Consider the following 25,752-nt stretch of genomic DNA (forward strand, 5'->3'; position numbering starts at 1 on the left):
GAGAGAAAAATGAGTCAGTTACGTCCGGCCGTTTTACTGCTGTTGCTGCTTACGCTGGTTACCGGCGTGGTTTATCCTTTCCTCACCACCGGACTGGCGCAGTGGCTGTTTCCATCGCAGTCCGGCGGCTCGCTGCTGGAAGAGGATGGCGCCGCACGCGGATCAGCGCTGATTGGCCAGAACTTTACCCGGCCCGGCTATTTCTGGGGCCGTCCTTCCGCCACCAGCGATAAGCCCTATAACCCGCTCTCCTCCGGGGGCAGCAATCTGGCCGCCAGTAACCCGGCGCTGGACAACGCCGTGACGGCGCGCGTTGCGGCACTGCGGGCCGCCAATCCGCAGGCGTCTGCCGCGGTGCCGGTTGAGCTGGTCACCGCCTCTGCCAGTGGTCTGGATCCCGATATTTCGGCCCAGGCTGCCCTGTGGCAGGCGCCGCGGGTGGCCGCCAGCCGCCAGTTGCCGTTGCCACAGGTAGAGGCGCTGATTGAGAAGATGACGCACCGTCCGCTGATGCCCTTCCTGGGGACGCCGACCGTCAACGTGTTGCAGCTGAATATGGCGCTCAACGAACTGTAATGGTGTTAAGGAAGCTATGAACCACGAACCCCAGCGTCCCGATCCTGACGCGCTGCTGCAGGCTAACCGCGAAACGCATCGCGGACGGCTGAAAATCTACTTTGGTGCCTGTGCGGGCGTGGGCAAAACCTACGCCATGCTGCAGGAGGCGCAGCGGCTGCGTGCGCAGGGGCTGGATGTCCTGATCGGGGTGGTTGAGACCCATGAGCGACCGGAAACCGCCCAGCTGCTGACAGGGTTAACCCTGCTGCCGCGTCGTGCGACCGGGCGTTCACGCCATGCGGAGTTCGATCTGGATGCCGCGCTGGCCCGCCATCCGGCGGTGATCCTGATGGATGAGCTGGCGCACACCAACGTTCAGGGATCGCGTCATCCCAAGCGCTGGCAGGATATCGAGGAGCTGCTGGAGGCGGGCATCGACGTCCTGACCACCGTGAACGTGCAGCATCTGGAAAGCCTCAACGATGTGGTCGGCGGCGTGACCGGCATTCAGGTGCGGGAAACCGTGCCCGATCCTTTCTTCGACAGCGCCGACGAGGTGGTGCTGGTCGATCTGCCGCCCGACGATCTGCGTCAGCGTCTGAAAGAGGGCAAGGTCTACATTGGCGACCGTGCGGAGCGCGCCATCGAAAACTTCTTCCGCAAAGGCAACCTGTTCGCCCTGCGTGAGCTGGCCCTGCGCCGCACGGCCGATCGGGTGGACGATCAGATGCGTGCCTGGCGTGACCAGCAGGGCCGGGATCGCGTCTGGCACACCCGCGACGCGATCCTGCTCTGCATTGGCGACGACAGCGGCAGTGAAAAGCTGGTGCGCACCGCCGCCCGGCTGGCCGCCCGGCTCGGCAGCGAGTGGCACGCGGTCTATGTCGAAACGCCCCGGCTGCACCGGCTGCCGGAAGCCCGGCGACGGGCTATCCTGCGCACCCTGCAGCTGGCGCAGGAGCTGGGCGCGGAAACCGCCACGCTCTCGGAGCCGGATGAGGCGGAGGCGGTGCTGGGCTACGCCCGCGAGCACAACCTGGGCAAAATTGTCACCGGCCGTCGTCCGCTGCGGCGCTGGCGGCGTGACAGTTTTGCCGAACGGCTGGGCCAGCTGGGGCCGGATCTCGATCTGCTGGTGGTGGCGCTGGATGAGCCGCTTAAGGATGCGCCGCATCCGCTGCCGGATGGCCGTGCCACCAGCGAAAAATGGCGGGTGCAGCTGCGCGGCGTGATGATGGCACTGGTGCTCTGCATCGTCGTTACCGCCGCCGGGCAATCCGTCCTGATCAACTTCGATCCCGCCAACTGTGTGATGATCTATCTGCTGGCGGTGGTGATCGTGGCGCTGCGCTATGGCCGCTGGCCCTCGGTGATCGCCACGGTGATGAATATCGTCGCCTTTGACCTCTTCTTTGTCGCGCCGACCGGCACGGTGGCGGTTTCCGACCTGCAATATCTGGTGACCTTCGGTGTGATGCTGGCGGTGGGGGTGATCGTCGGTAATCTGACGGCGGGCGTGCGCTATCAGGCACGAGTCGCCCGCTACCGTGAGCAGCGGGCGCGTCAGCTCTATGAGATGGCGAAATCGCTGGGCAGCGCGTTAACGCCGCAGGATATTGCCGCCACCAGCCAGCGGGTGCTCGACGCCACGCTGCAGGCGCGCTGCCTGCTGCTGCTGCCGGATGAGCAGGGTGAGCTGCAGCCGGTGGGCGAGGCACTGCCGACCAGCGAGCCGGATCGGGCAATTGCCAAATGGAGCTACAGCAAAGGCCAGCCGGCGGGTGCAGGCACCGATACCTTACCGGCGGTGCCTTATCAGATCCTGCCGCTGAAAAGCGGCGCACACTGCCGCGGCCTGCTGGTGGTGGAGCCGCAGAACCTGCGGCAGCTGATGATCCCCGAGCAGCAGCGGCTGGTGGAGACCTTCACGGTGCTGATCGCCAACGCCCTGGAGCGGATGGCGCTGTCGCACAGCGAGGCGGCCTCCCGACTTGCGGCCGAGCGGGAGCAGCTGCGTAACGCCCTGCTGTCGGCGCTGTCACACGACCTGCGCACGCCGCTGACCGTGCTGTTTGGTCAGGCGGAGATGCTGATGCTCGACCTTGCCGGTGACAACTCAAAATATGTGCCGCAGGCGAGTCAGATCCGCGAACAGACGCTGAGCACGATCCGGCTGGTCAGCAATATGCTGGATATGGCCCGCATCCAGTCGGGCGGGCTGAATCTGCGGGAGGAGTGGCTGGCGCTGGAGGAGGTGATCGGCGGCGCGCTGAGCAGCATGGCTCCGTCGCTGAAAGGGCATGAGGTTCAGCTCGACCTGCCGGATGACATTGTGCTGATCAAAGGCGACAGCACGCTGCTGGAGCGCGTCTTCACCAATCTGATCGAGAACAGCCTGAAGTATGCCGGTAACTGCGCGCCGCGCGGTATCCGCGCCTGGCGCGCCGCCACCCGGCTGGAGATTTCGGTCTGGGATGGCGGACCGGGCATTGCGGAAGGGGATCTCAGCCGGATATTTGATAAGTTTTCACGCGGCGATAAAGAGTCGGCGGTGCCGGGCGTGGGCCTGGGGCTGGCGATCTGTAAGACCATTATCGAGAGCCACGGCGGGCAGATCTGGGCCGAGAACCGGGCCGAAGGCGGCGCGGCTTTCCGCCTCTCGCTGCCCCTGCCGCCCGCGCCTGAAATTTCTGAAGAAGGGCTGAAATAACTTCACAGTGAATCGGTTATACTCCCGGACCTGTCTGATTACGTGTGGGATTGTATGGAACGTTTTACCGAAAACCTGATGTATGCATCGCGCTGGTTGCTGGCTCCGGTTTACATTGGACTTTCGCTGGGTTTGCTGGCGCTGACCATTAAATTTTTCCAGGAAATTTTTCACCTGCTGCCCAACATTTTCAGCATTGCGGAAAACGATCTGATCCTGTTGCTGCTGTCGCTGGTGGATATGACGCTGGTGGGCGGCCTGCTGGTGATGGTGATGCTCTCAGGTTATGAGAACTTCATCTCCAAGCTCGATATCGACGAAGATAAAGAGAAGCTGAGCTGGCTGGGCAAGATGGACTCCGGCTCGCTGAAGAACAAAGTGGCCGCCTCAATCGTCGCGATCTCCTCGATTCACCTGCTGCGGGTGTTTATGGAGGCGCGCAATGTCGATAACGGCAAGCTGATGTGGTACGTGATTATCCACCTGACCTTTGTGCTCTCCGCCTTTGTGATGGGCTGGCTGGACAAGATGTCGCGCAGCGATAAGAAGTAACCTCTCGCCTCCGGTAGCCCGCTGACGCGGGCACCTGTTTCAACCGCGTTCCCCCTGTTTTTCTGATTACCCCGCTGGCTGAGCGCGCGGCGAGGCCGGACGCGTGCCGGCCAGCTGCGGCATCACCTCTTTGATCATGGAAAAAAAGTGCTGCAGCCGGGCCGGGTAGTAACTTGCCCAGGGGTAGGTCAGCCATACCGGCAGCGCCGGAGCCTGCCAGGCGGGCACCAGCTGCACCAGGCTGCCCGCCGCCAGATCCTCCTGCACCGCCCAGGAGGAGACAATTGCCGCGCCCATCCCCGCCAGCGCCGCTTTGCGCACCGCATAGAGGCTGTCGCTGGCGAGGCGGGGCGTAATCGGCAGGTTCACCGGCTGGCCGTCATCGATTTTCTGCAGCGCCACCTCATTACGGTAAAAACTGGTCAGGGCCAGCCACGGCAGATCGCGCAGCTGTCCGACCGCTTCAACTGGCGGGTGCCGGGCCAGCAGCGACGGAGCCGCCACCACGATGCGCGGCACCTCGGCCAGCAGAATCGCCACCACGGAGGGATCGGTTGGCGCGCCGACCTGAATGGCGCAGTCGACGTTTTCCGCGATAAAGTCCGGCGTCCGGTCATTCAGCATCCACTCAATATTGAGCCGGGGATAGCGATTCAGGTAATCCACCAGCGGGGCGATCAGCTGATCCTGACCAAAGGCGTGTGGGGCGCGCACCCGCAGCGTCCCGACCGGGTCGGCACTGGCACCGGTCAGCGCATCCTCCAGCGCATGCCAGGTCGCCAGCAGCTCCCGCGCCTGTGCGTAGCAGCGCTCGCCATCGTCGGTGAGCTTCAGGGCATGTGTGGTGCGCAGGATCAGCTTCAGGCCGAGCCGCTGCTCCAGGGACTGCAGGCGACGACTGACGGTGGGTTGCGTGGTGCCGAGCTGGGCGGCGGCGGCGGATAAGCTGCCGCTCTCGACGATGCGGATAAAGGTCTGCATCAGATCGATGCGATCGCTGCTGTTCGGGTTGTTCATACGCTCCACGCATAACGGTTTTGCCTGATGTCAGTCTACCGCGTATAAACGCGATGCGCTCTAATGGCGGCTGAAAATCGCGAGGAACAGAACCATGTCAGCAATCCAGACCCACTCCCACAATGAACCGCTCGCCACGCCGCTGGTGTTTACCCTGGCCGCCGGGGCCGGACTCAGCGTCGCGTCGATCTACTACAGCCAGCCGATGCTGGAGATCATCAGCCGGCAGTTTAATGCGGGGATCGGCGCGGTTGGCATGGTGCCGATGCTGACCCAGGCGGGCTATGCGCTGGGTATTCTGCTGCTGGCCCCGCTGGGCGATCGCCATGACCGGCGCACCATCATCTTCATCAAGGGGTTGCTGCTGGTGGCGGCGCTGCTGCTGTGCGGCTTTTCCGGCGGACTCAGCGCGCTGCTGATCGCCAGCTTCGTGACCGGCCTGACCGCCACCGTGGCACAGGATATCGTGCCCGCCTCGGCGGCGCTGGCACCGGAACGCAGCCGGGGGAAAACAGTCGGCACGGTGATGACCGGGCTGCTGGTGGGGATCCTGCTGTCGCGGGTCGTCAGCGGCGTGGTGGCGGAGTATTTCGGCTGGCGCACCCTCTATATGATCGCCGCGCTGTCGGTGCTGCTGATCACGCTGACGCTGCGGCGGGTTCTGCCACGCTTCGCGCCGGGCACCCAGGTGAGCTATCCGCGTCTGCTGCTGTCGCTGGTGCATCTCTGGCGTCACCACCAGACGCTGCGCCGGGCCGCGCTGGCGCAGGGGCTGCTCTCCGTCGCCTTCAGCGCATTCTGGTCGACGCTGGCGCTGATGCTCAGCGACCGTTTTCATCTCGACAGTGCCATCGCCGGAGCCTTTGGCCTGGCGGGCGCGGCGGGCGCAATGGCGGCACCGCTGGCGGGCAGTTTCGCTGACCGCATCGGCCCGGCGCGGGTGACGCTGGTGGGCGCAGGGCTGGTAACGCTCTCCTTTGCGCTGATGTTTCTGCTGCCGCTGCTGCCGGTACCGGCGCAGCTGGGGCTGATCGTCCTGTCGGCCATCGGCTTCGATTTAGGCGTGCAGGCCACGCTGGTGGCGCATCAGACGCTGGTCTATGGTCTGGCGCCTGAGGCTCGCAGCCGCCTCAACGCGCTGCTGTTTACCGTGGTGTTTATCGGGATGGCCAGCGGTGCCGCGCTCGGGAGTCTGGCGCTGGCGCACTGGGGCTGGAATGGGGTGGTGGCGCTCGCGACCCTGGCCGGGGCCGCCAGTCTGGCGGTGCGTTTCGCCAGTCGTCACCTGAAAAACTGATCGTCTCGCCCGTCAAAAAATGTGCCAGGCTTATTCATAAACCCGAAATAATCTGGAGTGTTATGAACTTTTTAGCCTGGACAGCAGCGACGGGCGGCCTTCTGCTGCTGATGTCACTGGCTTCCGGATGGATTCACCGGGGACCCGTGACCTCATTTGGCCTGTTTCTTATCGCCGGGATACTCTGCGGGCCGTGGGGCTTCGACCTTATCCATATCGATATCGTTACCCACTCTGAAGCCGTGGCGCACATCACCGAGATCACCATGGCCGCCTCGCTGTTTATCACCGGCCTTAAGCTGCGCCTGCCGCTGCAGAATCACTGCTGGCACACCGGACTGAAGCTGGCATTTCCCGCCATGTTGCTGACGGTGGCGGCGATGACCCTGCTGGCGCACTACGTGGTGGGATTAGCGTGGCCGATTGCGCTGGCATTTGGAGCGATCGTCGCGCCCACCGATCCGGTGCTGGCGAGCTTAATCTCGGTGAATGATGCGCAGGATGATGATTCGCTGCGGGTGGCGATCTCCAGCGAAGCGGGCATGAATGATGGCTCCGCGCTGCCGCTGCTGATGCTGGCGCTGCTGCTGTTCAATGGCGAGAGCCTGAGCGGCGCGATGCTGGCGCACTGGGGCGCGGTCGAGGTGATCTGGGCGATTGGCGGCGGGCTGATCATCGGGTTTGTGCTGGGGCAGTTGATTGGCGTGCTGGCGACCCGTCTGCGCAATGCCAATGGCGATGTCGCCCCCAACGATTTTCTGGCGCTGGCGCTGATCGCGCTGAGCTATTCGCTGGTGGAGTGGCTGGGTGCCTCCGGCTTCCTGGCCGCCTTTGCCGCCGGGCTGGGGCTGCGCCGGGCGGAGCTGGGCGTTTTCCGGCGTCATCAGCCCGACGATCTCTCCGACGACGAGCGGGTGCTCCCCTCTGAGGCGCTGGTCAATCCCAACAAGCGGCTGGCGCATCAGGGCGACAGCAATATGGTGAAATCGATTGGGTTTGTGGTAGGCGACGCCCTCTCTTTTGGCGATACTATTGAACGTCTGCTGGCGGCTGGCATGATGGTGGTGCTGGGCGTGACGCTGGCGCAGCACTGGAATCTCTACGGCGTGCTGCTCGGGCTGGCGCTGTTCATCGTGGTGCGGCCGCTGGCTGTCTGGCTGGTGACGCTGCGCGCCGGGCTGCCGCTGGGGCAGCGCCTGCTGATCGGCTGGCTGGGCATCCGGGGGATAGGCAGCCTGAACTACATCGCCTACGCCTGGACGCACGGCATGGAAGGCCCGCAGATGGAAATCATGACGAACATGGCGTTAACACTGGTGGTCTGCAGCGTGGTGATCCACGGCACCACCGTGACGTCGCTGCTGAACTGGCGTCAGAAACGCATTGAAGCCCTTCAGCGCAAGGTTTAACCCGCAAGAACAGGAGTTAAAAAATGAAAGTGACTCAGATAGTGCTGCTGAGCATCCTCGCGTCCGGCAGTGCGCTGGCGGCGGACGACGCTGACACAGAACAGAATGTCTATGCCAGCCAGTTGTGCCACATCGTCAGCGGCGAAAAAAAGGTCGCGACGGCGGATCACTATGTCGAACAGATGAAGTCGGCTGTAGCGAGCAGCCAGTCGCCGTCGGCGATGAATCAGCCCGAATTTGATGAAGAGTCGGCGCGTGAAGTCGCCAGCGCCTGGCTGCAGCTGGGTGACGATGAGCGCGCCAAGCTGCGCGTCAATGAACAGCAGTGTGAACAGGCGGTCATGGCGCAGTTCCAGCAGGAAGATTAACCGCGCTGCATCAGAGAAAAACGCGCCTGCCGGGCGCGTTTTTTTATGGCTTTTCAGGGGACATTGCGTACATAATCGCCAGCCATGGCATCCGCCTTGCATCTGTTGATTCTCCTTCAGTCCGCCGCAACGGCTGGCTTATTACTCTGGCATCACTTAACAGGCATTATGATTACGCGTCGACGCTTTATTCTCGGCACGGGAGCGCTTGGGCTCTCCATGACCACCGGCAAATTATTTGCCCGCGATGACATTATTCCCCTCTGGCCGGACGATCCGCCCGGCGGCGGCGGCCCATCGGGTCAGCTGCGGATTAACAGTACCGGTTCATGGTCGAATATCGTCAGCCCGGCGATTCAGCGTTTTAAGCCCGAGAATCCCAATGGCGAGGCGGTGCTCATTGCCGCTGGCGGCGGCTATCGCTGGATCGGCATGGCACGCGAAGCCTGGCCGGTGGCGCGCTGGCTCAACGCCAGTGGCTACACCGCCTATGTGCTCAGCTACCGGCTGCCGCATGAGAAGTGGCAGGCGGGCCGGCTGGCACCGCTGCAGGATGCGCAGCGCGCCATCCGGCTGGTGCGATCTTTCGAACGCAGGGTGCATGTGCTGGGCTTCTCGGCAGGCGGGCATCTGCTGGGGCTGGCGGCGGCGCGGCCGGACTTTCAATCCTATCCCGCCATCGATTCGCTGGATGAGGTGGTGCCCGGCGTCGACAGCGTGGGGCTGATCTATCCGGTGATTACCCTGGAAGCGCCTTATCAGCACACCAACACCCATCTGATGATGGTCGGCAAAAATGCCACGCCGCAGGATGAGGCGAACTGGTCGGTACAGAACTTTGTGACCCGGCACTATCCGCCGACGTTTCTGGCGCAGGCCGAGGACGATCACACCTCCAATCCCTTTAATACCGAGCTGATGCGCGACACCTGTCGCCGCAATCGCGTGCCGGTTGAGCTGATTCAGATCAGCAAAGGCGGGCATGGATTTGGTCTGGGCAAGGCGGGAACGCCCGCGGCGTTATGGGATCAGGCGTATGTCCGCTGGCTGGATCGGGTCGGCTGAGTTGCCCCGGCGTAGTGCAGGGCTGCACGGTCTGACGGCCAGTGGAGAGATAAAAAAACAGGCGGCCGGGGCCGCCTGTTCTGTTGCTGAAGCCTGTGCGGCTTAGCGCATGGTCACAAACTCTTCCGCGGCGGTCGGGTGGATCGCCACGGTGTTGTCGAAGTCTTTCTTGGTCGCGCCCATCTTCAGCGCCACGGCGAAGCCCTGCAGCATCTCATCCATGCCGAATCCGATACCGTGAATCCCGACAATCTTCTCATCGGCACCCACGCAGACCAGCTTCATGCGGCACGGCTGACGATGCTGAGTTACCGCGCTGTACATCGCGGTAAACGACGATTTGTAGATTTTGACCTGATCGTCGCCATACTGTTCGCGCGCCTGCGGCTCGGTCAGGCCGACGGTGCCAATCGGCGGATGGCTGAAGACCACGGTCGGCACATTGCTGTAATCCAGATGCTCATCCGGCTTGTTGTTAAACAGACGCTCAGAGAGACGACGGCCTGCGGCCACCGCGACCGGCGTCAGCTCAACCGCACCGGTGTTATCGCCCACCGCATAGACGCCGGAGACATTGGTGTTCTGGAATTTATCGACGCGGATATAGCCTTTGTCGTCCAGCGCCACGCCCGCAGCGTCAATGTTGAGGTTGTCGGTCGCCGGCTCACGGCCGATCGCCCAGACCAGGCAATCTACGGTGTATTCGCTGCCGTTTTCCAGCCGCAGCGTCAGGCTGCCATCTTCATTCTTCGTCACCGATTCCGGCACGGCTTCGGTGTGCAGCGTCGGGCCGTCGGTGTTCATTACTTCGACCAGCGTTTCGGAGAGCAGCGAATCGAAGCTGCGCAGCGGCGCATGCTTACGCACGAACAGGTGGGTTTCTGAGCCCAGCGCGTTCACCACGCCCGCCAGCTCGACCGCGATGTAGCCTGCACCGATTACCGCTGTGCGTTCTGGCAGCGCATCCAGCTCGAAGAAACCGTCGGAATCGATACCATATTCCGCACCCGGAATCGACGGGTGAACCGGACGACCGCCGGTGGCGATCAGGATATGGTTAGCGGTGATGATCTCGCCGTTAACTTCCACGCTGTGCGCATCGACGAAGCGGGCAAAGCCTTTGATTACTTCGACTTTGTTTTTGCCCAGCACGTTGTCATAGGAGTTGTGGATACGATCGATATAGGCGCTGCGGTTTTTCACCAGCGTGGCCCAGTTGAAGCGGTTCACGGTGGTGTCGAAGCCGTAATCCGGGCCGTAAAGATGGATAGCCTCGGCGATTTGCGCGGCGTGCCACATGATCTTTTTCGGCACGCAACCCACGTTCACGCAGGTGCCGCCCAGCTCTTTCGCTTCAATCAGGGCGCATTTCTGGCCATACATAGCCGCACGGTTAATTGAGGCGATACCGCCGCTGCCGCCGCCAATGGCGAGATAGTCGAAATGTCGGGTCATTGAAGTATCCATCCGGTTGCATAAAAAATTGGGGTTGAGTGTAACGCTGCGGGTCGAAATGACGCAAAGTTTGCGCCTATGATTGTAATAGGGTTCTGTTTTTTCATCGCTGACAGGGAAGCATACCATGCACCTCACTTTTCTTGGCACCGGCGGCGGTGCTCCCAGCCTGCAACGTAACGTGACATCCATTGCTTTTACCCGTGCGCAGAGCGGTGAAACCTGGCTGTTCGACTGCGGGGAGGGCACACAATTACAGTTTATGCGCTCCAGCCTGAAACCGGGCAAAGTGGACAGAATTTTTATCACCCATCTGCATGGCGATCATATTTTCGGGCTGCCGGGCCTGCTCACCAGCCGGTCGATGGCCGGGCTGACCACACCGATGACGGTTTACGGGCCAAAGGGGTTAAAAACCTTTGTGGAGACGGCGCTGTCGATCAGCGGCTCTTACACCGACTATCCGCTGACGATCGTCGAGATTGAGGCGGGCTGGACGCTGGATGACGGAGCCTTCCGCATCAGCGCCTGGCCGCTGAGCCATCCGGTAGAGTGCTACGGCTACCGCATTGAGCAGCATGACAAACCCGGCCTGCTGGATGCGGCGCGGCTTAAGGCCGAAGGGGTGCCGCGCGGGCCGTGGTTTCAGCAGCTCAAACAGGGCGAGTGCGTCACGCTGGAGGATGGCCGGGTGATCAACGGCGCGGACTATCTGGGGCCGGCGACGCCTGGCAAAAAGCTGGCTATCTTTGGCGACACCGCCCCTACCGAGGCCGCGCTGCATCTGGCGGCGGATGTTGATCTGATGGTGCATGAAACCACGCTGGAGGCGGCGATGGTGGAAAAGGCCAACGGACGCGGCCACTCCACCACCCTGCAGGCCGCCGATCTGGCTAAACGCGCCGGGGCAAAACGGCTGATCGCCACCCATTTCAGCTCCCGCTATCTGGCCAGAGACATGAGCCGCCTGCTGGCGGAGTGTCAGACGATTTTTCCCTGCACCGAGCTGGCTTCGGATCTGGCCGTTTTCACGGTTTAGTGCTGGAGTGCCGGATAGGTAAAGAACAGCAGATGAGTGAGGTTAAGGGTAAAGTGCAGGGCGGTCGCCAGCCATAACCGGCCGCTCCAGTGCCACGCCAGGCCATACAGCAGGCCCGCCAGGGTGGCAAAAATGACCAGCAGTACGCCGCCGGTGATGTGCGCCAGCCCGAACAGCAGCGCGCTAATCGCGAGCGCGGGCACGCCTCCCAGCGCCGCCCGGAGGCGCTGTTGCAGATAGCCGCGAAATAGCGCCTCTTCGGCCAGCGAGACAAAAAACAGATTGGCCAGCATAAAGGCGGGCAGCCACGATGGAAGGTGCGGCTCAAACGCCAGACCGCCCAGCAGCACGGCGCAGCAGAGCAGCAGCGGCACGGCGGCGATGAGCGCCAGCGCCGCGATCCACGGATAACGCGGCGGGCAGGCCCGGGCGCGGAACAGCGTCGGCAGGCAGGCCATCAGCACGAAGGGGATCAGCGCCTTATCGATATTAAAGGAGAAGCTGAACGGCAGGCTCTGCGCACCCACCTTAACCGCATCGACCTGAACAGGATTGTGAAAGCCGGGAAAGAGATGGAGCAGCAGCCCCAGCGCGATCAGCAGCAGCAGCGCTTCGCGCAGCAGGGCATATCGGGAACGGGCTGGGTCATTGCGGTGCAGCGCAACCAGCGCGGCAGTGCCGGCCAGCAGCGGCAGAACCGGCCACGTCAGGACCTGATGATAAAACCCTGCCAGCACGGCGAAGGCTGACAGCAGCAGCGCCAGCCGCCGGGCGGGTTGCAGAGCGGCCAGTGCGGCCGCCAGCAGCATCCACATCGTGGCGTTATTCAGGAACGATCTGGTTTACCACGAAGTGACCGGTGCCTGCCGGAACCAGTTTTTTGTGCAGCCACGGCAGCACGGTATTCATCTGATCGGCCAGCTTCCACGGCGGGTTGATCACAATCATGCCGGAGGCGGTCATGCCGCGCTGATCGCTGTCCGGGCGGGTCGCCAGCTCGATCTGCAGAATATTGCGAATGCCGGTCGCTTCCAGGTCGCGCAGCATATGCTTGATCTGCTGGCGTAACACCACTGGATACCACAGCGCAAAGATGCCGGTGCCGAAACGTTTGTGGCCTTCCTGGATCCCTTTCACGACCGCCTGATAGTCACTTTTCATCTCATACGGCGGGTCGATCAGCACCAGACCGCGACGCGACAGCGGGGGCAGCTTCGCTTTCAACTGCTGATACCCGTCGGCGCGATCGACGCGGGCGCGGTTGTCTTTGCTGAATTCGTTACGCAGCAGCGGGTAGTCGCTGGAGTGCAGTTCGGTGAGCTGCAGTTTGTCATCTTCACGCAGCAGGTGACGGGCGATCAGCGGGGAGCCGGGATAGTAACGCAGCGCGGGGCCGCGATTCAGCGCGCCGATCGCGTCAAAATAGGGCTGCAGCAGTGCGGGTGCGTCGGGCTGCTGCCAGATGCGGGCAATCCCTTCCAGATATTCACCGGTACGTTCGGCGTGTTCGCCGCTGAGCTGGTAGCGGCCGGCACCGGCATGGGTGTCCAGGTAGAAAAACGGTTTCTCTTTCTCTTTCAGCGCCGTGATGATCAGGCTCAGAACGGTGTGCTTCAGCACGTCGGCATGGTTGCCGGCATGGAAGCTATGGCGATAACTCAGCATTGTTTATCCTGTTGAATGTATAAGGTTTTAATTGATGGAAAATCAATTTATCCCAATTATTACCTCACGTATTACCCACAGAACGACGCACAGCAACCGACGCAGGAAAAGCATGAGAATCCGCGATTATATCAGGGATGACGGGGTGATGGGTCGAAAGCGAGAGAACAAATCGGCGCGTTTCTTCCCCACCTCTCTCTGGCTGCCATTGATTTTCGCTACACTAAGCCGCATGTTACTTAGATTGCGTGGCGCGACCCGCTGCGCCCCATACATCCATAAAGGACTGCGCTATGACCAATCCGCTACTGACATCTTTTACGCTTCCCCCTTTTTCTGCCATCCAGCCTGAACATGTGGTGCCTGCCGTGACGGAAGTACTCAGCCAGTGTCGCGCAGAAGTTGAAAAAGTCGTGGCGCAGGGCGCGCCCTACACCTGGGATAACCTGGTTCAGCCGCTGGCGGAAACCGACGATCGCCTGAGCCGCATCTTCTCCCCGGTCAGCCACCTTAACTCCGTGAAAAACAGCCCGGAGCTGCGCGAAGCCTATGAGCAGACGCTGCCGCTGCTCTCTGAATACAGCACCTGGGTTGGTCAGCATGAGGGCCTCTATCAGGCCTATCGCAGCCTGAAAGCGAGCGACGAGTATGCTGCGCTGGATCTGGCGCAGAAGAAGGCGGTCGATAACGCCCTGCGTGATTTCGAACTTTCCGGTATCGGTCTGCCCAAAGAGAAGCAGCAGCGCTATGGCGAGATCGCCGCGCGCCTCTCTGAACTGGGATCGGCCTACAGCAACAACGTGCTGGATGCCACAATGGGCTGGAGCAAGCTGATCACCGACGAAAGCGAACTGGCGGGGATGCCGGAAAGCGCGCTGGCCGCGGCGAAAGCCCAGGCCGAAGCCAAAGAGCAGGAAGGCTGGCTGCTGACGCTGGATATCCCAAGCTATCTGCCGGTCATGACGTACTGCGACAACGCCGCGCTGCGTGAAGAGATGTATCGCGCCTACGCAACACGCGCCTCCGATCAGGGACCGAACGCCGGTAAGTGGGATAACGGCCCTGTCATGGCGGAAGAGCTGGCGCTGCGTCACGAACTGGCACAATTGCTGGGCTTTGACTCCTACGCCGATAAATCGCTGGCGACCAAAATGGCGCAGAGCCCGTCTCAGGTGATCGATTTCCTCAATGACCTGGCGGAACGCGCCCGTCCGCAGGGCGAAAAAGAGCTCGAGCAGCTGCGCGCCTTCGCCCAGAAAGAGCACGGCGTAACGCAGCTCAATCCGTGGGATCTCACCTATTACGGCGAAAAGCAGAAGCAGCATCTCTACACCATCAGCGATGAGCAGCTGCGTCCTTACTTCCCGGAAGAGCGGGCCGTCGCCGGTCTGTTTGAAGTGGTCAAACGCATTTACGGCATCACGGCGAAGCAGCGCACCGACGTCGAGGTTTATCACCCTGACGTGAAGTTCTTCGATCTGTTCGATGAAACCGGTGAACTGCGCGGCAGCTTCTACCTCGACCTCTACGCCCGTGAGCACAAGCGCGGCGGAGCCTGGATGGATGACTGCGTCGGCCAGATGCGGAAGGCCGATGGCAGCCTGCAGAAGCCGGTCGCCTACCTGACCTGTAACTTTAACCGCCCGGTAAAAGGCAAACCGGCGCTGTTCACGCATGACGAAGTGATTACCCTGTTCCATGAGTTTGGACACGGCCTGCACCACATGCTGACCCGTATCGAAGCGCCGGGCGTATCCGGCATCAACGGGGTGCCGTGGGATGCGGTCGAACTGCCAAGTCAGTTCATGGAAAACTGGTGCTGGGAACCTGACGCGCTGGCCTTTATCTCCGGTCACTATGAAACCGGCGAGCCGCTGCCGAAAGCGCTGCTGGATAAAATGCTGGCGGCTAAAAACTACCAGGCGGCGCTGTTTATCCTGCGTCAGCTTGAGTTTGGTCTGTTCGACTTCCGTCTGCATACCGAGTTTAACCCGGAGAAAGGCGCGCAGATTCTGGAAACCCTGCGTGAAGTGAAAAGCCGCGTGGCGGTCGTTCCGAGCCCGGAGTGGGGCCGCTTCCCGCACGCCTTCAGCCATATCTTCGCGGGTGGCTATGCTGCCGGTTACTACAGCTATCTGTGGGCCGATGTGCTGGCGGCAGACGCCTATTCCCGCTTCGAAGAAGAGGGCATCTTCAACCGTGAAACCGGTCAGTCGTTCCTGGATAACATCCTGACACGCGGGGGATCTGAAGAGCCGATGGAGCTGTTCAAACGTTTCCGTGGGCGTGAGCCGCAGCTCGATGCGATGCTGGAACATTACGGCATTCAGGGATAAGTCGGTTCGTGAAAATCTGTTTACTTGATGAATCGGGCGCCGGAAACGGCGCCTTATCACATTTAGCGCAGCGCTGGCGGCTGGAGCACGATGACGCCGCGCCGCTGGCCCTGGTGCAGACGGCCACGCATCTGGAGCTGCGCAAGCGTGATGAGCCCCGGCTGGGCGGCATTTTTGTCGATTTCGTCACCGGGGCGATGGCGCATCGCCGCCGCTTTGGTGGCGGTCGCGGTGAAGCCGTGGCGAAAGCGGTCGGCATCAAAGGCAGCTACCTGCCGGATGTGGTTGATGCCACGGCCGGTCTGGGGCGGGATGCGTTTGTGCTGGCGGCGCTGGGTTGCCGGGTGCGGATGCTGGAACGTCATCCGGTGGTGGCTGCACTGCTGGAAGATGGCCTGCAGCGCGGTTATCAGGATGCCGAAATCGGGCCCTGGCTGCGCGAACGGCTGACGCTGATTCATGCCGCCAGCGCACAGGCGCTGGGCGAGATCACGCCGCAGCCCGATGTGGTCTATCTTGACCCGATGTATCCCCATCGCCAGAAAAGTGCGTTAGTGAAAAAGGAGATGCGGGTATTCCAGTCGCTGGTTGGCCCCGATGAAGACGCGGATGCGTTACTGGAACCGGCCCGCCGGCTGGCCAAGAAGCGCATTGTGGTTAAACGGCCAGACTACGCGCCGCCGCTGGCAGGCGTGGAGACGCAGGCGGCGGTGGTCACCAAAAGTCATCGCTTCGATATCTATCCTCCTCTGACAGGCGCGGCGCAATCCGGGTCGTGACAGGGGTGTCGTCCGCCAGGCAGCCTGACCGGTTTATCGGACACGTTTCCTTGCCGGACGGGTCATGCACGTTTTAACCGACGACCGGTGAAATAAAAAAATGGCTGAATAGTTTCAGCCATTTTTTTTAAAAGGCACTGCGTGTGACTGCGGCATAATCGTTATGCCCGTGCCCGGCGAGCCGCTTATTTTGACCGGTAGGCCACAATCCCATGGGGCAAATACCCCACAGGTGGACGAAGGGCCGGCAGGTTTGGATCGATGTGTTCAGGCTGGAATGGGAGAGCCCATTTTCTTAATTCCGTCAGTTGCTCTTTAGTCAGGTGCACGAAAGCTATCAGATTGGTGACACCTGCTCCGCTGACCGCCGTTTTTTCTGCCAGGTTAATTTCTCTCATCGTTAACATCCTTATTTGTTTCTCTGAATCAGATAAAGGAACTCTTGTGCGGTGCTCGCCCGTGCAAATAACAGGCAAGCCAGCGAAAGATAACGAATGCGGTGATCTTTGCCTATCGTAATACTTTGATAAGTTACGTTTTGCTGTCAGGAATCAGCCCGGCAGGGGCAGGGTGTCCAGGCATAAAAAAAGCCGGCGGGCGCCGGCTTTCGGAAGCGGGATCACGCGTCATCTTCATCGCGTAGCGGCACAATCAGCATGTCGATGTGCACGGTATTGATCAGCTGGCGGGCAGAGGACATCAGTTTGCTCCAGAAATCCTGATGATGACCACACACGACCAGATCAACATCATATTTCTTAATCGCATCCACCAGCACCTGGCCCAGGTCGCCGCTGCCGCTCAGCGTCTCACTGATGGGATAGCCTGCTGCGTCCGACAACCCTTTCAGCGCGGTATGCGTCTCTTCGGAAATGCGCTTCTGCATATCCCCCAGATTGACATCGATCAGGCCGGTGTAGAGGTCAGAGTAATTCACATCAACGTGAATCAGGGAAATTCTGGCATCGTACGGACGCGCCAGCGAGACGGCCTTATCCACCAGCAACTGACTTTCCGGGGAAAGGTCTACTGCAATCAGGATGTGTTTATAAGCCATGATAAAACTCCTTTCACGAGATTAAGGATGGCATCCGGTGTTCCTGCCGCGTCACAGCTTAGCGAAATCCCTTGCGCGAGCGGGCGATGAGCGCCACCAAAGTGTCTACCTGCGTTGCAGGTGATGATGTTGTTATCCCCTGAGTATAGCCTTCTCTCACCGCAAATGCTGCCGTTGCCGCCTGGCTTGTGCAGCAGATCAAGGCTGTTCAGAATTTACTCGCGCTGAACGAAAATCATCGTTGGAAAAAATGTAAAGATTTCTCCTACACTGAAAAAAGGCGGTCCGATTCGCGGCCGCTCAGGGGGTCGAAAAACTTTTGCAGTCCGGTGATTCAGTGGCGGGTTATATCGGCAGGCGGGCTCAGTGCATGATGCGGGGGCTGCGGCTGCGATTCCGGCCGGGAGGGGGAGAAGATGATCAGCACTGTTGCGCTTTTCTGGGCTCTTTGTGTGGTGTGTATCGTAAATATGGCGCGCTATTTCTCATCACTGCGCGCGCTGCTGGCGGTGCTGCGGGGCTGTGATCCGCTGCTGTATCAGTATGTCGATGGTGCGGGCTTTTTCACTTCTCACGGCCAGCCGAGCAAACAGGTGCGGCTGGTAACCTATATCTGGGCAAAGCGTTACCTTGACCACCATGACGATGAGTTCATCCGGCGCTGTGAGCGGGTGCGGGGGCAGTTCATTCTGACCAGCGCGCTGTGCGGGCTGGTGGTGATCAGTCTGGTGGGGCTGGCGATCTGGCATTAAAAAGGGCGACCTGAGTCGCCCTTTTTCGCGGAGATTACACCAGTTTCAGGGCAATCCAGTAGAGCGAACCGGAAAGCAGAATACAGACCGGCAGGGTGAAGACCCAGGCCATGGCGATATTCTTGATGGTCCGGCTCTGCAATCCGCCGCCGTCGACCAGCATTGTACCGGCTACCGACGAGGAGAGGATGTGCGTGGTGGAAACAGGCATCCCGGTGTAGCTGGCGATGCCAATCGACAGCGCGGCGGTAACCTGCGCTGACATACCCTGCGCATAGGTCATGCCCTTTTTACCAATCTTCTCACCGATGGTGGTGGCAACACGACGCCAGCCAATCATCGTACCGGTGCCCAGCGCCAGCGCGACGGCCACAATAATCCAGATCGGCGCATACTCGATCGTGCCCAGCAGGTCGCTTTTCAGTTTATTGAGGAAGCGCTTGTCATCCGCTGAGGTTTCCGGCAGACGGGCCGCTTTGTCTGCGGTATCAGAGATACACAGCAGCAGGCGACGCATATGACCGCGCTGGTCTACGGTCAGCTGATCGTAGCTTTGCAGATTGTTCAGCAGCACCTGTGCACCCTGTACCGCCTGCAGTGCGCGCGCGCTGTCACAATGGAACTCTTTCGGGCTGGCCGCAGGCACTTCTTCCGGCGTTGGCAGCTTAGGCGGTGCCATCTGGATGATGTGCGTCAGCGACGCGTTATGCTGCTGATAGTACTGCTCAAGGTGGTTGACCGCATCGCGGGTACGCGTGATGTCATAGCCGGAGGCGTTCATGTTGACCACGAACCCGGCAGGTGCCACACCGATCAGGACCAGCATGATCAGGCCAATGCCTTTCTGACCGTCGTTCGCACCGTGCGAGTAGCTCACGCCGATTGCCGAAACAATCAGGGCGATACGGGTCCAGAACGGCGGCTTTTTCTTGCCGTCGATCTTCTCGCGGTCCGCAGGCGTCATGTGGATGCGCGCCCGCTTCTTGGTGCTGCTCCAGTAGCGGCGCAGAATAAAGATCAGCCCCCCTGCCAGCACCAGGCCGACAATTGGCGACAGGATCAGCGAGAGGAAGATATTCAGCACTTTCGGGATGTTGAGCGCATCAACGACCGACGTTCCGCTCATCAGAGCATTGGTCAGACCGATACCGATGATGGCACCAATCAGCGTATGGGAGCTGGAGGCAGGCAGCCCGAGATACCAGGTGCCGAGGTTCCAGATAATCGCCGCCAGCAGCATGGAGAACACCATGGCGAGACCGTGCGCCGATCCAACATTCAGCAACAGATCGGTGGGAAGCATATGAACGATAGCGTAAGCGACACTCAATCCACCGAGCAGCACGCCAAGGAAGTTGAAGACACCGGCCATGACCACAGCAAGCTGGGCCCGCATGGCACGGGTATAGATGACCGTCGCAACTGCGTTGGCCGTGTCGTGAAAACCGTTGATTGCTTCGTAAAACAATACAAACAGCAGGGCAAGAACCAATAACAGGCTAGTACTGAGGTCTAGACCAGCAAACAGATGTAGCATAAACGTTACGCCATTTTTGGAGGACATGAACGCGGCGCATTATCCGCGACAACGTGCGGTATGGGAAAGCAAAATATAGTTCTAATTTGACCTTTCGTCGTAAGAGTGACAGCCCGGTGGGTGAAAAAGGGTCAGATATCAGTCAGATACAATATGACACATTTACGGCAATTTTTTGACGCTGGCGTCTCCGTGAGCAGATCACTACAATCTGCGCCTTTCCCGTAAAATGAGTGAACCGCAGTGGAACAGTTTGACGTTATCATCATTGGTGCCGGTGCCGCAGGGCTGTTCTGTGCCGCTCAGGCCGGGCAGCGCGGACGCCGCGTATTACTGCTGGATAACGGCAAAAAGCCGGGTCGTAAGATTCTGATGTCGGGCGGTGGCCGCTGCAATTTTACCAATCTCTACACCGAACCGGCGGCCTATCTGTCGCACAATCCCCACTTCTGTAAATCCGCGCTGGCGCGTTACACCCAGTGGGATTTTATCGATCTGGTGAATCGCCACGGGATTGCCTGGCACGAGAAAACCCTGGGTCAGCTCTTCTGCGACGACTCGGCTCAGCAGATCGTTGATCTGCTGCTGGCCGAATGCGACAAAGGGAACGTGACGCTGCGGCTGCGCAGCGAGGTGCTCAGCGTGGCGCGCGACGACAGCGGCTATACGCTGCAACTCAATGGCAGCACGGTTCAGGCGCAGAAGCTGGTGATCGCCAGCGGCGGCCTGTCGATGCCGGGCCTGGGCGCCTCGCCGTTTGGCTACAGAATCGCGGATCAGTTCGGCCTGAACGTCTATCCGACGCGGGCGGCGCTGGTGCCTTTTACCCTGCATAAGCCGCTGCTGGAGCAGTTACAGACGCTGTCAGGCGTCGCGCTGGACACCACGATCGACGCGCAGGATGGCACCCGCTTTAAAGAGGCGATGCTGTTCACCCACCGCGGCCTCTCCGGCCCGGCGGTGTTGCAGATCTCCAGCTACTGGCTGCCGGGTGAATTCGTTACGATCGATCTGTCGCCCGCTACGCCGCTGGAGGCGTTTCTGACGGCCCAGCGCAACGCGCACCCGAACCTGAGCCTGAAAAACAGCCTGGCGAAGATCCTGCCGAAGCGGCTGGTGGACGTGCTGCAGGGAATGAAGATGGTGCCGGATGTCACTCTGAAGCAGCTCAACAGCAGGCAGCAGAGCGAACTGGCGCAGGCGCTGCACGCCTGGCGTATCCAGCCCAATGGCACCGAGGGTTACCGCACGGCGGAGGTGACGCTCGGCGGTGTGGATACCACCCAGCTCTCCTCGAAAACGATGGAAGCGCGCGGGGTGCCGGGACTCTACTTTATCGGTGAAGTTGCCGATGTCACCGGCTGGCTGGGCGGCTATAACTTCCAGTGGGCCTGGAGTTCCGCCTGGGCCTGCGCCCAGGCGTTGTAAGCCGCGCTACCAGCGCTGATGCACATGCGGTGCAATTTTCTCCTGATAGATCTGCTTCAGCGCGGTCATTGTCTCCGCAGAGAGTGCCTCAACGTCACTGGCGCGGGCGTTGGCTTCCGCCTGCTCACGGTTTTTCGCGCCAGGGATCACCACGCTGACCTCCTCGTTCATCAGGATCCAGCGCAGCGCAAACATCGCCATCGTGATGTCACCTGGCACCAGCCGGCGGATCTCCTCGACCGCGGCCAGAGCCACGTCGTACGGCACGCCTGAGAAGGTTTCGCCTTTATCGAACGCTTCACCGTCACGGTTAAAGCTGCGGTGATCGTCCGCCGCAAACACGCTGTCGGCGCGCATCTTGCCGGTCAGCAGGCCAGAGGCCAGCGGCACACGGGCGATAATCGCCACCTCGCGTCGTTTCGCTTCGCGCAGCAGCAGTTCCGCCGGACGCTGGCGGAAAATGTTGTAGATCAGCTGAATCGACGAGACGTTGGGAAATGCCAGCGCCTTCAGACCTTCCTCAACCTTCTCAACGGAGACGCCGTAGTGACGGATCTTCCCGGCGGCCACCATCTCATCCATTATCGCGAACACGTCCGGGTTGTAGTAAACCTCCGTTGGCGGGCAGTGCAGCTGCACCAGATCCAGGGTGTCGGTCTGCAGATTCTCCCGTGAGCGGTCGATAAAGGCGTTGAGGTTCTCTGCCGTATAGCCCTGGGCGACGTGGGGCGAGAGGCGACGGCCGAGCTTGGTGGCCACAAACGGGCGTTCGCCGCCGCGCGCATTCAGCACCTCAGCAATGATTTTTTCGGAACGGCCATCGCCATAGACATCGGCGGTGTCGATAAAAGTTATACCCGCATCCAGCGCGGCGTTCAGGGCCGCTCTGGCATCCTCCAGGCTCACTTCTCCCCAGGTGCCGCCAATGGCCCATGCGCCAAAACCAACTTCAGAGACGCGCTGACCGGTACGGCCCAGTGTTCGTAGTTTCATGCAAACATTCCTCGATGCGTTTCAGACAGGGTGACAGAAGAGGGCTAACCATTGAGCTTAGCGCTTTCCGGCGCAGAGGCGACCGGATGATGCGGCAGATCGGCGCGGTGCAGCGCATCGGCAGGCTGCTGGTAACGTTGACGTTTTCCGCGAAAAACGGCGGCGTCCGGGCCTTCACCGCTTCGCTAATTAATTGATTTTAAGAAATTTCACCTGAAATTAAACAGGCGAGAGTGTGGATTCGGTCACATACTTCATGTTTTCAGGCTACCAGGTGGATCGCCATGTTTAAATTTATTTCGTCGGTCTTTGCCAGTCCCGAGAAGTTTCTGCAGATCATGAGCCGTCAGGATATTAACGACTCGATCGCGGAAGGTGAGCGGATCATCATTGATGAGAACGGCAATATCTCAGTCAATACGCTGAGCGAGGAAGTCCATGAAGATTTTGCCCGCCATGTAAACACGTTAAAGGGAGTATGAGGTGGGTACCGCGATATTTATGGTGTTGATGGTCAGTGGTTACTGGTATACCAGCCGTGATTTAAACAGCCGCTTTAAAATCCGCCGCTCGTCAGGCTGGGATGTCTATTTCCTGGTGGCGCTCTACGGCTGTATCTTCGTCCTGCAGGGGGTGTTCGCGACCGGGCTGGTCTGGTTGCTGCTGCTCTGCATCTCCGGCATCGCCAATGCCGTACAGATGATCCCCGGCGTCCATCTGAAGTGGCAGGTGGAGTTTATGAACTGGAGCTTTCTTGGCATCCAGGCACCGGTGGTGGTCATGCTCGCCTTTGCCATTCTGCTCTGCCTCTATCGCTCGAACTGGGCGGGCAGCGCGCGGCTCAACGTCTCCGGTCGTAAAGATCTCTATCAGCGCCTCTCGCGCTCCAACGGCGTAGAGCAGCTGCTGTTTCAGTGTATGGAAGAGGGGGAGCTGGCGTGGATTACCCTCAAGTCGCGTCGTATCTACATTGGCATGGTGCACGCCTCGACCTTTGAGTATGAGAGCACCAAAAATATCGTGCTGATCCCGATGCTGAGCGGGTATCGCGACAGCAAGACGCTGAAGCTGGCGGTGGAGCATAACTACAGCAAATGGTACGCCGAGCACAACATCACGCTCGACTCATCGCCTAAGGATGCAATGTCGTTCCGCAAAGTGATCATGGTTGACCAGATTGAGAGCCTGTCGCTGTTCGATCCCGCCAGTGCCACCGCGCTCTCCATGGGACATCCCCAGGAGGTCGAAAAGAGCCAGGGCACCGAGAATGGCGACAGCCCGGATGCAGAAAGCCGGGACACGCCGGATTAAACCGTTCCATGGGGTCCTCTGACCGCAGGCCAGAGGACAATCAGACACATTGACCTCTCCCTACCCGCGCGCTGCCCTGGCAGAGGCGCACTCTCCGCCAGACAGCACACCTGGCCATGGCCTGAGCGGATTAGCGGTTAAGCTTGTCATGAGACAATCAACCAGGAGTGAATATGGCGCAGCAAAAAGAGGTTCTGATTATTGGTGCATCGCGCGGCATCGGTCTGGCCGTCGCCCGGGCGTTTGCCGATGAGGGCTGGCAGGTGACGGCTACGCACCGCAGTGGCATTCCGGCGCAGGGGAACGCGCCCGGCATCCGGTGGCATGCGCTGGATATGACCGACGCGGCGGCGGTGCAGCAGCTTGCCGGGGAGCTGCATGAGGGGACGTATGCGGCGATTCTGATCAACGCCGGCATCAGCGGCCCGGCGCATCAGTCACTGAGCCAGAGCGACGATCAGGCACTGGCGCAGCTCTTCCTGACCAACGCGATCGCACCGGTGCGCAGCGCAGAGATCCTGCTGCCGCTGTTGCAGCCGGCGGGCGTAATGGCGATCACCTCTTCGCAGCTCGGCAGCCTGAACGAAAACCCCACGGCGCAGATGCCGATCTACGCGGCCAGCAAAGCCGCACTGAATATGCTGAGCCGCACGCTGACCGGCGCGGTGGACGCGCAGGGCGGGACGCTACTGACGCTGCATCCCGGCTGGGTGAAAACGGATATGGGCGGCGAGAGTGCGCCCCTGAGCGCCGAAGAGAGCGCCGCGGGCATTGTTCAGCAGCTCTCTCACTGGCAGGGGCGTGGCGGCCATCACTACGTCGACTACGCTGGCCAGACGCTGAAATGGTAAGCTGAGGCGGGGCGGTTACGCCCCGATATCACGCAGCGCTTTGCCCTTCATCAGGTTGCGTTCGATATGCTCCAGCGTCACATGCTTGGTTTCGGGCACCAGCATCAGCGTCAGCAGGATAAACACCAGGTTGAGCGCGCCGTAGAACCAGAAAGTGTTGGCATTGCCCAACTGATCCAGCAGCGTCAGGAAGGTCGCGCCCACAATCATATTGCCGACCCAGTTAGTGGTGGTGGAGGCGGTGATGCCGAAGTCGCGCCCTTTCAGCGGCTGAATCTCTGAGCAGAGCAGCCAGATCACCGGCCCGGCGGCCATGGCGAAGCCGACAATAAACATCAGCAGCATCGCAACGGCGAAGTATTTGCGGAAGTCTGTCTCCACGCCGACGTGCAGCAGCGTGCCCAGCGCGCCCATCCCGACCGCCATCACCAGGAAACTGGTGGTCAGCATCGGCTTACGGCCCCAGCGATCCACAAAGAAGATGGCAATCAGCGTCGCCAGCATGTTGACCAGCCCGACAACCACCGTGCCCCACATCTGCTCGCTGGTGCTGGAGAAACCGGCGATATTGAAGATTTTCGGCGCGTAGTACATCACCACGTTCATGCCGGTAAACTGCTGCATCACCTGCAGCAGCATCCCCAGCCACACCGCGCGGCGGAAATTGGTGTTCGAGCGGAACAGGGACCAGCCGCGCTGCTTCACCTGCAGGCTCTCGCGGATCTCTTCCAGCTCCTCGCGGGCCTGCTCGCTGCTGTTGCGAAGGCGGTCCAGCACCCGCTGCGCCTCGTTGAAGCGTCCATGCGCGGCCAGCCAGCGCGGGCTGTTTGGCAGAAACAGCACCCCGATAAACAGGATCACCGCCGGGATAGCGATAATCCCCAGCATGGCGCGCCAGTTGCCGCTGTAGCTGAAGGCGGTGTCAGAGAGATAGGCCACCACAATGCCGGTGGTCAGCATCAGCTGATACATCGAAATCATCGAACCACGAATCCGTTCCGGCGCGATCTCCGCCAGGTAGAGCGGCGCGGTATAAGAGGCGATCCCGACAGCCAGACCCAGCATCACGCGGGCGCAGACCAGCGAGGTGACATCGGGGGAGAAGGCCGACCACAGCGAACCGATGACAAACAGCGTCGCGCCCGCCAGCATACTTTTTTTACGGCCCAGCGCTGACGACATCCAGCCCGCAGCCAGCGCGCCCAGCGCCGCGCCAAACATCATTGCGCTGACCACCCACTCCTGCTCATGATTGGTGATCTGCAGATCCTTCGCCAGAAACGGCAGCGCCCCGGCAATCACGCCGATATCCAGGCCAAACAGCAGGCCGGACAGCGCCGCCATAAAACAGACGAACCAGGTGAAGCGGTTCTGTTGATGCCCCGATCTTTTTGCTGCTCCCATGCGAATCTCCTTGCGCCGGTGGAATGTCAGTTTTGTTAACGTTATGTAAACATAGCCGATGCAGGTGTGGCGCCGATCACACTTCTGCGTATCCCCCTGCCGCAGAGCGGGGATCACGCGGAGAAAAGGCCAGAGATCAGCGGGATGGCTCAGCGACGGGAAAACGGGA

The 25,752-nt window shown here is 60.6% G+C and carries 24 protein-coding genes; 15 read left to right on the forward strand and 9 right to left on the reverse strand.

Going from position 1 to position 25,752, the window contains the following annotated elements; all coding sequences use genetic code 11:
• The first annotated feature begins 9 nt into the window (after positions 1-9).
• The 3 genes from kdpC to J1C59_RS01205 are packed head-to-tail and all read left to right on the forward strand — an operon-like array spanning position 10 to position 3,820.
• Positions 10-576 carry a potassium-transporting ATPase subunit KdpC gene (gene kdpC / locus J1C59_RS01195; RefSeq protein ID WP_140917401.1) on the forward strand — a complete coding sequence of 189 codons (567 nt, stop codon included), beginning with the start codon at positions 10-12 and terminating at the stop codon, positions 574-576.
• A gap of 16 nt (positions 577-592) precedes the next feature.
• Positions 593-3,268, forward strand: coding sequence for a two-component system sensor histidine kinase KdpD (gene kdpD / locus J1C59_RS01200; protein ID WP_111139304.1), 2,676 nt, complete (start codon positions 593-595; stop codon positions 3,266-3,268).
• Between the two features lie 54 nt (positions 3,269-3,322).
• Positions 3,323-3,820 (forward strand): TIGR00645 family protein, encoded by a 498-nt coding sequence (locus tag J1C59_RS01205; RefSeq protein WP_128086892.1) that lies wholly within the window; start codon positions 3,323-3,325, stop codon positions 3,818-3,820.
• A 66-nt stretch (positions 3,821-3,886) separates the two neighbouring features.
• Here the strand turns inward: J1C59_RS01205 and J1C59_RS01210 are convergent, their stop codons facing one another.
• Positions 3,887-4,837: a LysR family transcriptional regulator gene (locus J1C59_RS01210; RefSeq protein ID WP_128086893.1), complete on the reverse strand. Its 951-nt coding sequence runs from the start codon at positions 4,835-4,837 to the stop codon at positions 3,887-3,889.
• A 94-nt stretch (positions 4,838-4,931) separates the two neighbouring features.
• Between J1C59_RS01210 and J1C59_RS01215 the strand changes: the two genes are divergently transcribed.
• The 4 genes from J1C59_RS01215 (at position 4,932) to J1C59_RS01230 (ending at position 8,976) form a co-directional block, all read left to right on the forward strand.
• On the forward strand, positions 4,932-6,134 hold the full coding sequence (locus tag J1C59_RS01215; RefSeq protein ID WP_140917400.1) for an MFS transporter: 1,203 nt from the start codon (positions 4,932-4,934) through the stop codon (positions 6,132-6,134).
• Between the two features lie 62 nt (positions 6,135-6,196).
• On the forward strand, positions 6,197-7,543 hold the full coding sequence (locus tag J1C59_RS01220) for a cation:proton antiporter (RefSeq protein ID WP_140917399.1): 1,347 nt from the start codon (positions 6,197-6,199) through the stop codon (positions 7,541-7,543).
• A gap of 23 nt (positions 7,544-7,566) precedes the next feature.
• On the forward strand, positions 7,567-7,911 hold the full coding sequence (locus tag J1C59_RS01225) for a hypothetical protein (RefSeq protein WP_111139299.1): 345 nt from the start codon (positions 7,567-7,569) through the stop codon (positions 7,909-7,911).
• 168 nt (positions 7,912-8,079) lie between these two features.
• Complete coding sequence (locus J1C59_RS01230; protein ID WP_140917398.1) at positions 8,080-8,976, forward strand: alpha/beta hydrolase; 897 nt, start codon at positions 8,080-8,082, stop codon at positions 8,974-8,976.
• Positions 8,977-9,078: 102 nt separating this feature from the next.
• Here J1C59_RS01230 and gorA read toward each other — a convergent pair whose 3' ends face one another.
• The gene (gene gorA, locus J1C59_RS01235) at positions 9,079-10,431 is read right to left on the reverse strand and encodes a glutathione-disulfide reductase (RefSeq protein WP_128086902.1); all 1,353 of its coding nucleotides are present in this window, start codon (positions 10,429-10,431) and stop codon (positions 9,079-9,081) included.
• A gap of 127 nt (positions 10,432-10,558) precedes the next feature.
• Here gorA and rnz point away from each other — a divergent pair, with 127 nt between their 5' ends.
• The gene (gene rnz / locus J1C59_RS01240) at positions 10,559-11,470 is read left to right on the forward strand and encodes a ribonuclease Z (protein WP_128086901.1); all 912 of its coding nucleotides are present in this window, start codon (positions 10,559-10,561) and stop codon (positions 11,468-11,470) included.
• Here the strand turns inward: rnz and J1C59_RS01245 are convergent.
• Positions 11,467-12,285 carry a CPBP family intramembrane glutamic endopeptidase gene (locus tag J1C59_RS01245; protein ID WP_140917397.1) on the reverse strand — a complete coding sequence of 273 codons (819 nt, stop codon included), beginning with the start codon at positions 12,283-12,285 and terminating at the stop codon, positions 11,467-11,469. The two genes, rnz and J1C59_RS01245, sit on opposite strands and share 4 nt — an antisense overlap.
• Positions 12,286-12,292: 7 nt before the next feature.
• Positions 12,293-13,135, reverse strand: a complete 843-nt coding sequence (locus tag J1C59_RS01250) for a 23S rRNA (adenine(2030)-N(6))-methyltransferase RlmJ (RefSeq protein WP_111139294.1) — start codon at positions 13,133-13,135, stop codon at positions 12,293-12,295.
• A gap of 293 nt (positions 13,136-13,428) precedes the next feature.
• Here J1C59_RS01250 and prlC point away from each other — a divergent pair, with 293 nt between their 5' ends.
• Together prlC and rsmJ are read left to right on the forward strand one after the other, a co-directional pair.
• Positions 13,429-15,471 (forward strand): oligopeptidase A, encoded by a 2,043-nt coding sequence (gene prlC / locus J1C59_RS01255; RefSeq protein WP_128085020.1) that lies wholly within the window; start codon positions 13,429-13,431, stop codon positions 15,469-15,471.
• 8 nt (positions 15,472-15,479) lie between these two features.
• The gene (gene rsmJ, locus J1C59_RS01260; protein ID WP_128085021.1) at positions 15,480-16,250 is read left to right on the forward strand and encodes a 16S rRNA (guanine(1516)-N(2))-methyltransferase RsmJ; all 771 of its coding nucleotides are present in this window, start codon (positions 15,480-15,482) and stop codon (positions 16,248-16,250) included.
• A 185-nt stretch (positions 16,251-16,435) separates the two neighbouring features.
• Here the strand turns inward: rsmJ and J1C59_RS01265 are convergent, their stop codons facing one another.
• Entirely contained in the window at positions 16,436-16,648 is a 213-nt protein-coding gene (locus J1C59_RS01265; protein WP_128085022.1) for a hypothetical protein, read from the reverse strand.
• Between the two features lie 221 nt (positions 16,649-16,869).
• On the reverse strand, positions 16,870-17,307 hold the full coding sequence (gene uspA / locus J1C59_RS01270) for a universal stress protein UspA (RefSeq protein WP_128085023.1): 438 nt from the start codon (positions 17,305-17,307) through the stop codon (positions 16,870-16,872).
• Positions 17,308-17,723: 416 nt separating this feature from the next.
• Here uspA and uspB point away from each other — a divergent pair, with 416 nt between their 5' ends.
• A complete protein-coding gene (gene uspB / locus J1C59_RS01275; protein WP_128085024.1) occupies positions 17,724-18,059 on the forward strand; it encodes a universal stress protein UspB in 336 nt (111 codons plus the stop codon).
• A 34-nt stretch (positions 18,060-18,093) separates the two neighbouring features.
• Here uspB and pitA read toward each other — a convergent pair whose 3' ends face one another.
• Positions 18,094-19,596, reverse strand: a complete 1,503-nt coding sequence (gene pitA / locus J1C59_RS01280) for an inorganic phosphate transporter PitA (protein ID WP_128085048.1) — start codon at positions 19,594-19,596, stop codon at positions 18,094-18,096.
• A 243-nt stretch (positions 19,597-19,839) separates the two neighbouring features.
• Between pitA and J1C59_RS01285 the strand changes: the two genes are divergently transcribed.
• Entirely contained in the window at positions 19,840-21,024 is a 1,185-nt protein-coding gene (locus J1C59_RS01285; protein ID WP_128085025.1) for a BaiN/RdsA family NAD(P)/FAD-dependent oxidoreductase, read from the forward strand.
• Positions 21,025-21,030: 6 nt separating this feature from the next.
• Here J1C59_RS01285 and J1C59_RS01290 read toward each other — a convergent pair whose 3' ends face one another.
• The gene (locus tag J1C59_RS01290; protein WP_128085026.1) at positions 21,031-22,017 is read right to left on the reverse strand and encodes an aldo/keto reductase; all 987 of its coding nucleotides are present in this window, start codon (positions 22,015-22,017) and stop codon (positions 21,031-21,033) included.
• Positions 22,018-22,301: 284 nt separating this feature from the next.
• Between J1C59_RS01290 and J1C59_RS01295 the strand changes: the two genes are divergently transcribed.
• From J1C59_RS01295 to J1C59_RS01305, 3 genes are all read left to right on the forward strand, one after another.
• On the forward strand, positions 22,302-22,499 hold the full coding sequence (locus tag J1C59_RS01295; protein ID WP_111139285.1) for a hypothetical protein: 198 nt from the start codon (positions 22,302-22,304) through the stop codon (positions 22,497-22,499).
• 1 nt (position 22,500) lies between these two features.
• Positions 22,501-23,328, forward strand: coding sequence for a hypothetical protein (locus J1C59_RS01300; RefSeq protein ID WP_128085027.1), 828 nt, complete (start codon positions 22,501-22,503; stop codon positions 23,326-23,328).
• Between the two features lie 173 nt (positions 23,329-23,501).
• Positions 23,502-24,179 (forward strand): SDR family oxidoreductase, encoded by a 678-nt coding sequence (locus J1C59_RS01305; protein WP_140917396.1) that lies wholly within the window; start codon positions 23,502-23,504, stop codon positions 24,177-24,179.
• Between the two features lie 15 nt (positions 24,180-24,194).
• On the opposite strand, the gene J1C59_RS01310 is transcribed toward J1C59_RS01305, so the two are convergent.
• Positions 24,195-25,583 carry a sugar porter family MFS transporter gene (locus J1C59_RS01310; protein ID WP_140917395.1) on the reverse strand — a complete coding sequence of 463 codons (1,389 nt, stop codon included), beginning with the start codon at positions 25,581-25,583 and terminating at the stop codon, positions 24,195-24,197.
• Positions 25,584-25,752 lie beyond the last annotated feature (169 nt).

It is taken from the genome of Pantoea deleyi (genome assembly GCF_022647325.1).
Classification (GTDB): domain Bacteria; phylum Pseudomonadota; class Gammaproteobacteria; order Enterobacterales; family Enterobacteriaceae; genus Pantoea; species Pantoea deleyi.

Excerpts from the sequence above, each read along its gene's own strand:
- kdpC (WP_140917401.1), top strand. The coding sequence starts at position 10 with ATGAGTCAGTTACGTCCGGCCGTTTTACTGCTGTTGCTGCTTACGCTG.
- kdpD (WP_111139304.1), top strand. The coding sequence starts at position 593 with ATGAACCACGAACCCCAGCGTCCCGATCCTGACGCGCTGCTGCAGGCT.
- J1C59_RS01205 (WP_128086892.1), top strand. The coding sequence starts at position 3,323 with ATGGAACGTTTTACCGAAAACCTGATGTATGCATCGCGCTGGTTGCTG.
- J1C59_RS01210 (WP_128086893.1), bottom strand. The coding sequence starts at position 4,837 with ATGAACAACCCGAACAGCAGCGATCGCATCGATCTGATGCAGACCTTT.
- J1C59_RS01215 (WP_140917400.1), top strand. The coding sequence starts at position 4,932 with ATGTCAGCAATCCAGACCCACTCCCACAATGAACCGCTCGCCACGCCG.
- J1C59_RS01220 (WP_140917399.1), top strand. The coding sequence starts at position 6,197 with ATGAACTTTTTAGCCTGGACAGCAGCGACGGGCGGCCTTCTGCTGCTG.
- J1C59_RS01225 (WP_111139299.1), top strand. The coding sequence starts at position 7,567 with ATGAAAGTGACTCAGATAGTGCTGCTGAGCATCCTCGCGTCCGGCAGT.
- J1C59_RS01230 (WP_140917398.1), top strand. The coding sequence starts at position 8,080 with ATGATTACGCGTCGACGCTTTATTCTCGGCACGGGAGCGCTTGGGCTC.
- gorA (WP_128086902.1), bottom strand. The coding sequence starts at position 10,431 with ATGACCCGACATTTCGACTATCTCGCCATTGGCGGCGGCAGCGGCGGT.
- rnz (WP_128086901.1), top strand. The coding sequence starts at position 10,559 with ATGCACCTCACTTTTCTTGGCACCGGCGGCGGTGCTCCCAGCCTGCAA.
- J1C59_RS01245 (WP_140917397.1), bottom strand. The coding sequence starts at position 12,285 with ATGTGGATGCTGCTGGCGGCCGCACTGGCCGCTCTGCAACCCGCCCGG.
- J1C59_RS01250 (WP_111139294.1), bottom strand. The coding sequence starts at position 13,135 with ATGCTGAGTTATCGCCATAGCTTCCATGCCGGCAACCATGCCGACGTG.
- prlC (WP_128085020.1), top strand. The coding sequence starts at position 13,429 with ATGACCAATCCGCTACTGACATCTTTTACGCTTCCCCCTTTTTCTGCC.
- J1C59_RS01265 (WP_128085022.1), bottom strand. The coding sequence starts at position 16,648 with ATGAGAGAAATTAACCTGGCAGAAAAAACGGCGGTCAGCGGAGCAGGT.
- uspA (WP_128085023.1), bottom strand. The coding sequence starts at position 17,307 with ATGGCTTATAAACACATCCTGATTGCAGTAGACCTTTCCCCGGAAAGT.
- uspB (WP_128085024.1), top strand. The coding sequence starts at position 17,724 with ATGATCAGCACTGTTGCGCTTTTCTGGGCTCTTTGTGTGGTGTGTATC.
- pitA (WP_128085048.1), bottom strand. The coding sequence starts at position 19,596 with ATGCTACATCTGTTTGCTGGTCTAGACCTCAGTACTAGCCTGTTATTG.
- J1C59_RS01290 (WP_128085026.1), bottom strand. The coding sequence starts at position 22,017 with ATGAAACTACGAACACTGGGCCGTACCGGTCAGCGCGTCTCTGAAGTT.
- J1C59_RS01295 (WP_111139285.1), top strand. The coding sequence starts at position 22,302 with ATGTTTAAATTTATTTCGTCGGTCTTTGCCAGTCCCGAGAAGTTTCTG.
- J1C59_RS01305 (WP_140917396.1), top strand. The coding sequence starts at position 23,502 with ATGGCGCAGCAAAAAGAGGTTCTGATTATTGGTGCATCGCGCGGCATC.
- J1C59_RS01310 (WP_140917395.1), bottom strand. The coding sequence starts at position 25,583 with ATGGGAGCAGCAAAAAGATCGGGGCATCAACAGAACCGCTTCACCTGG.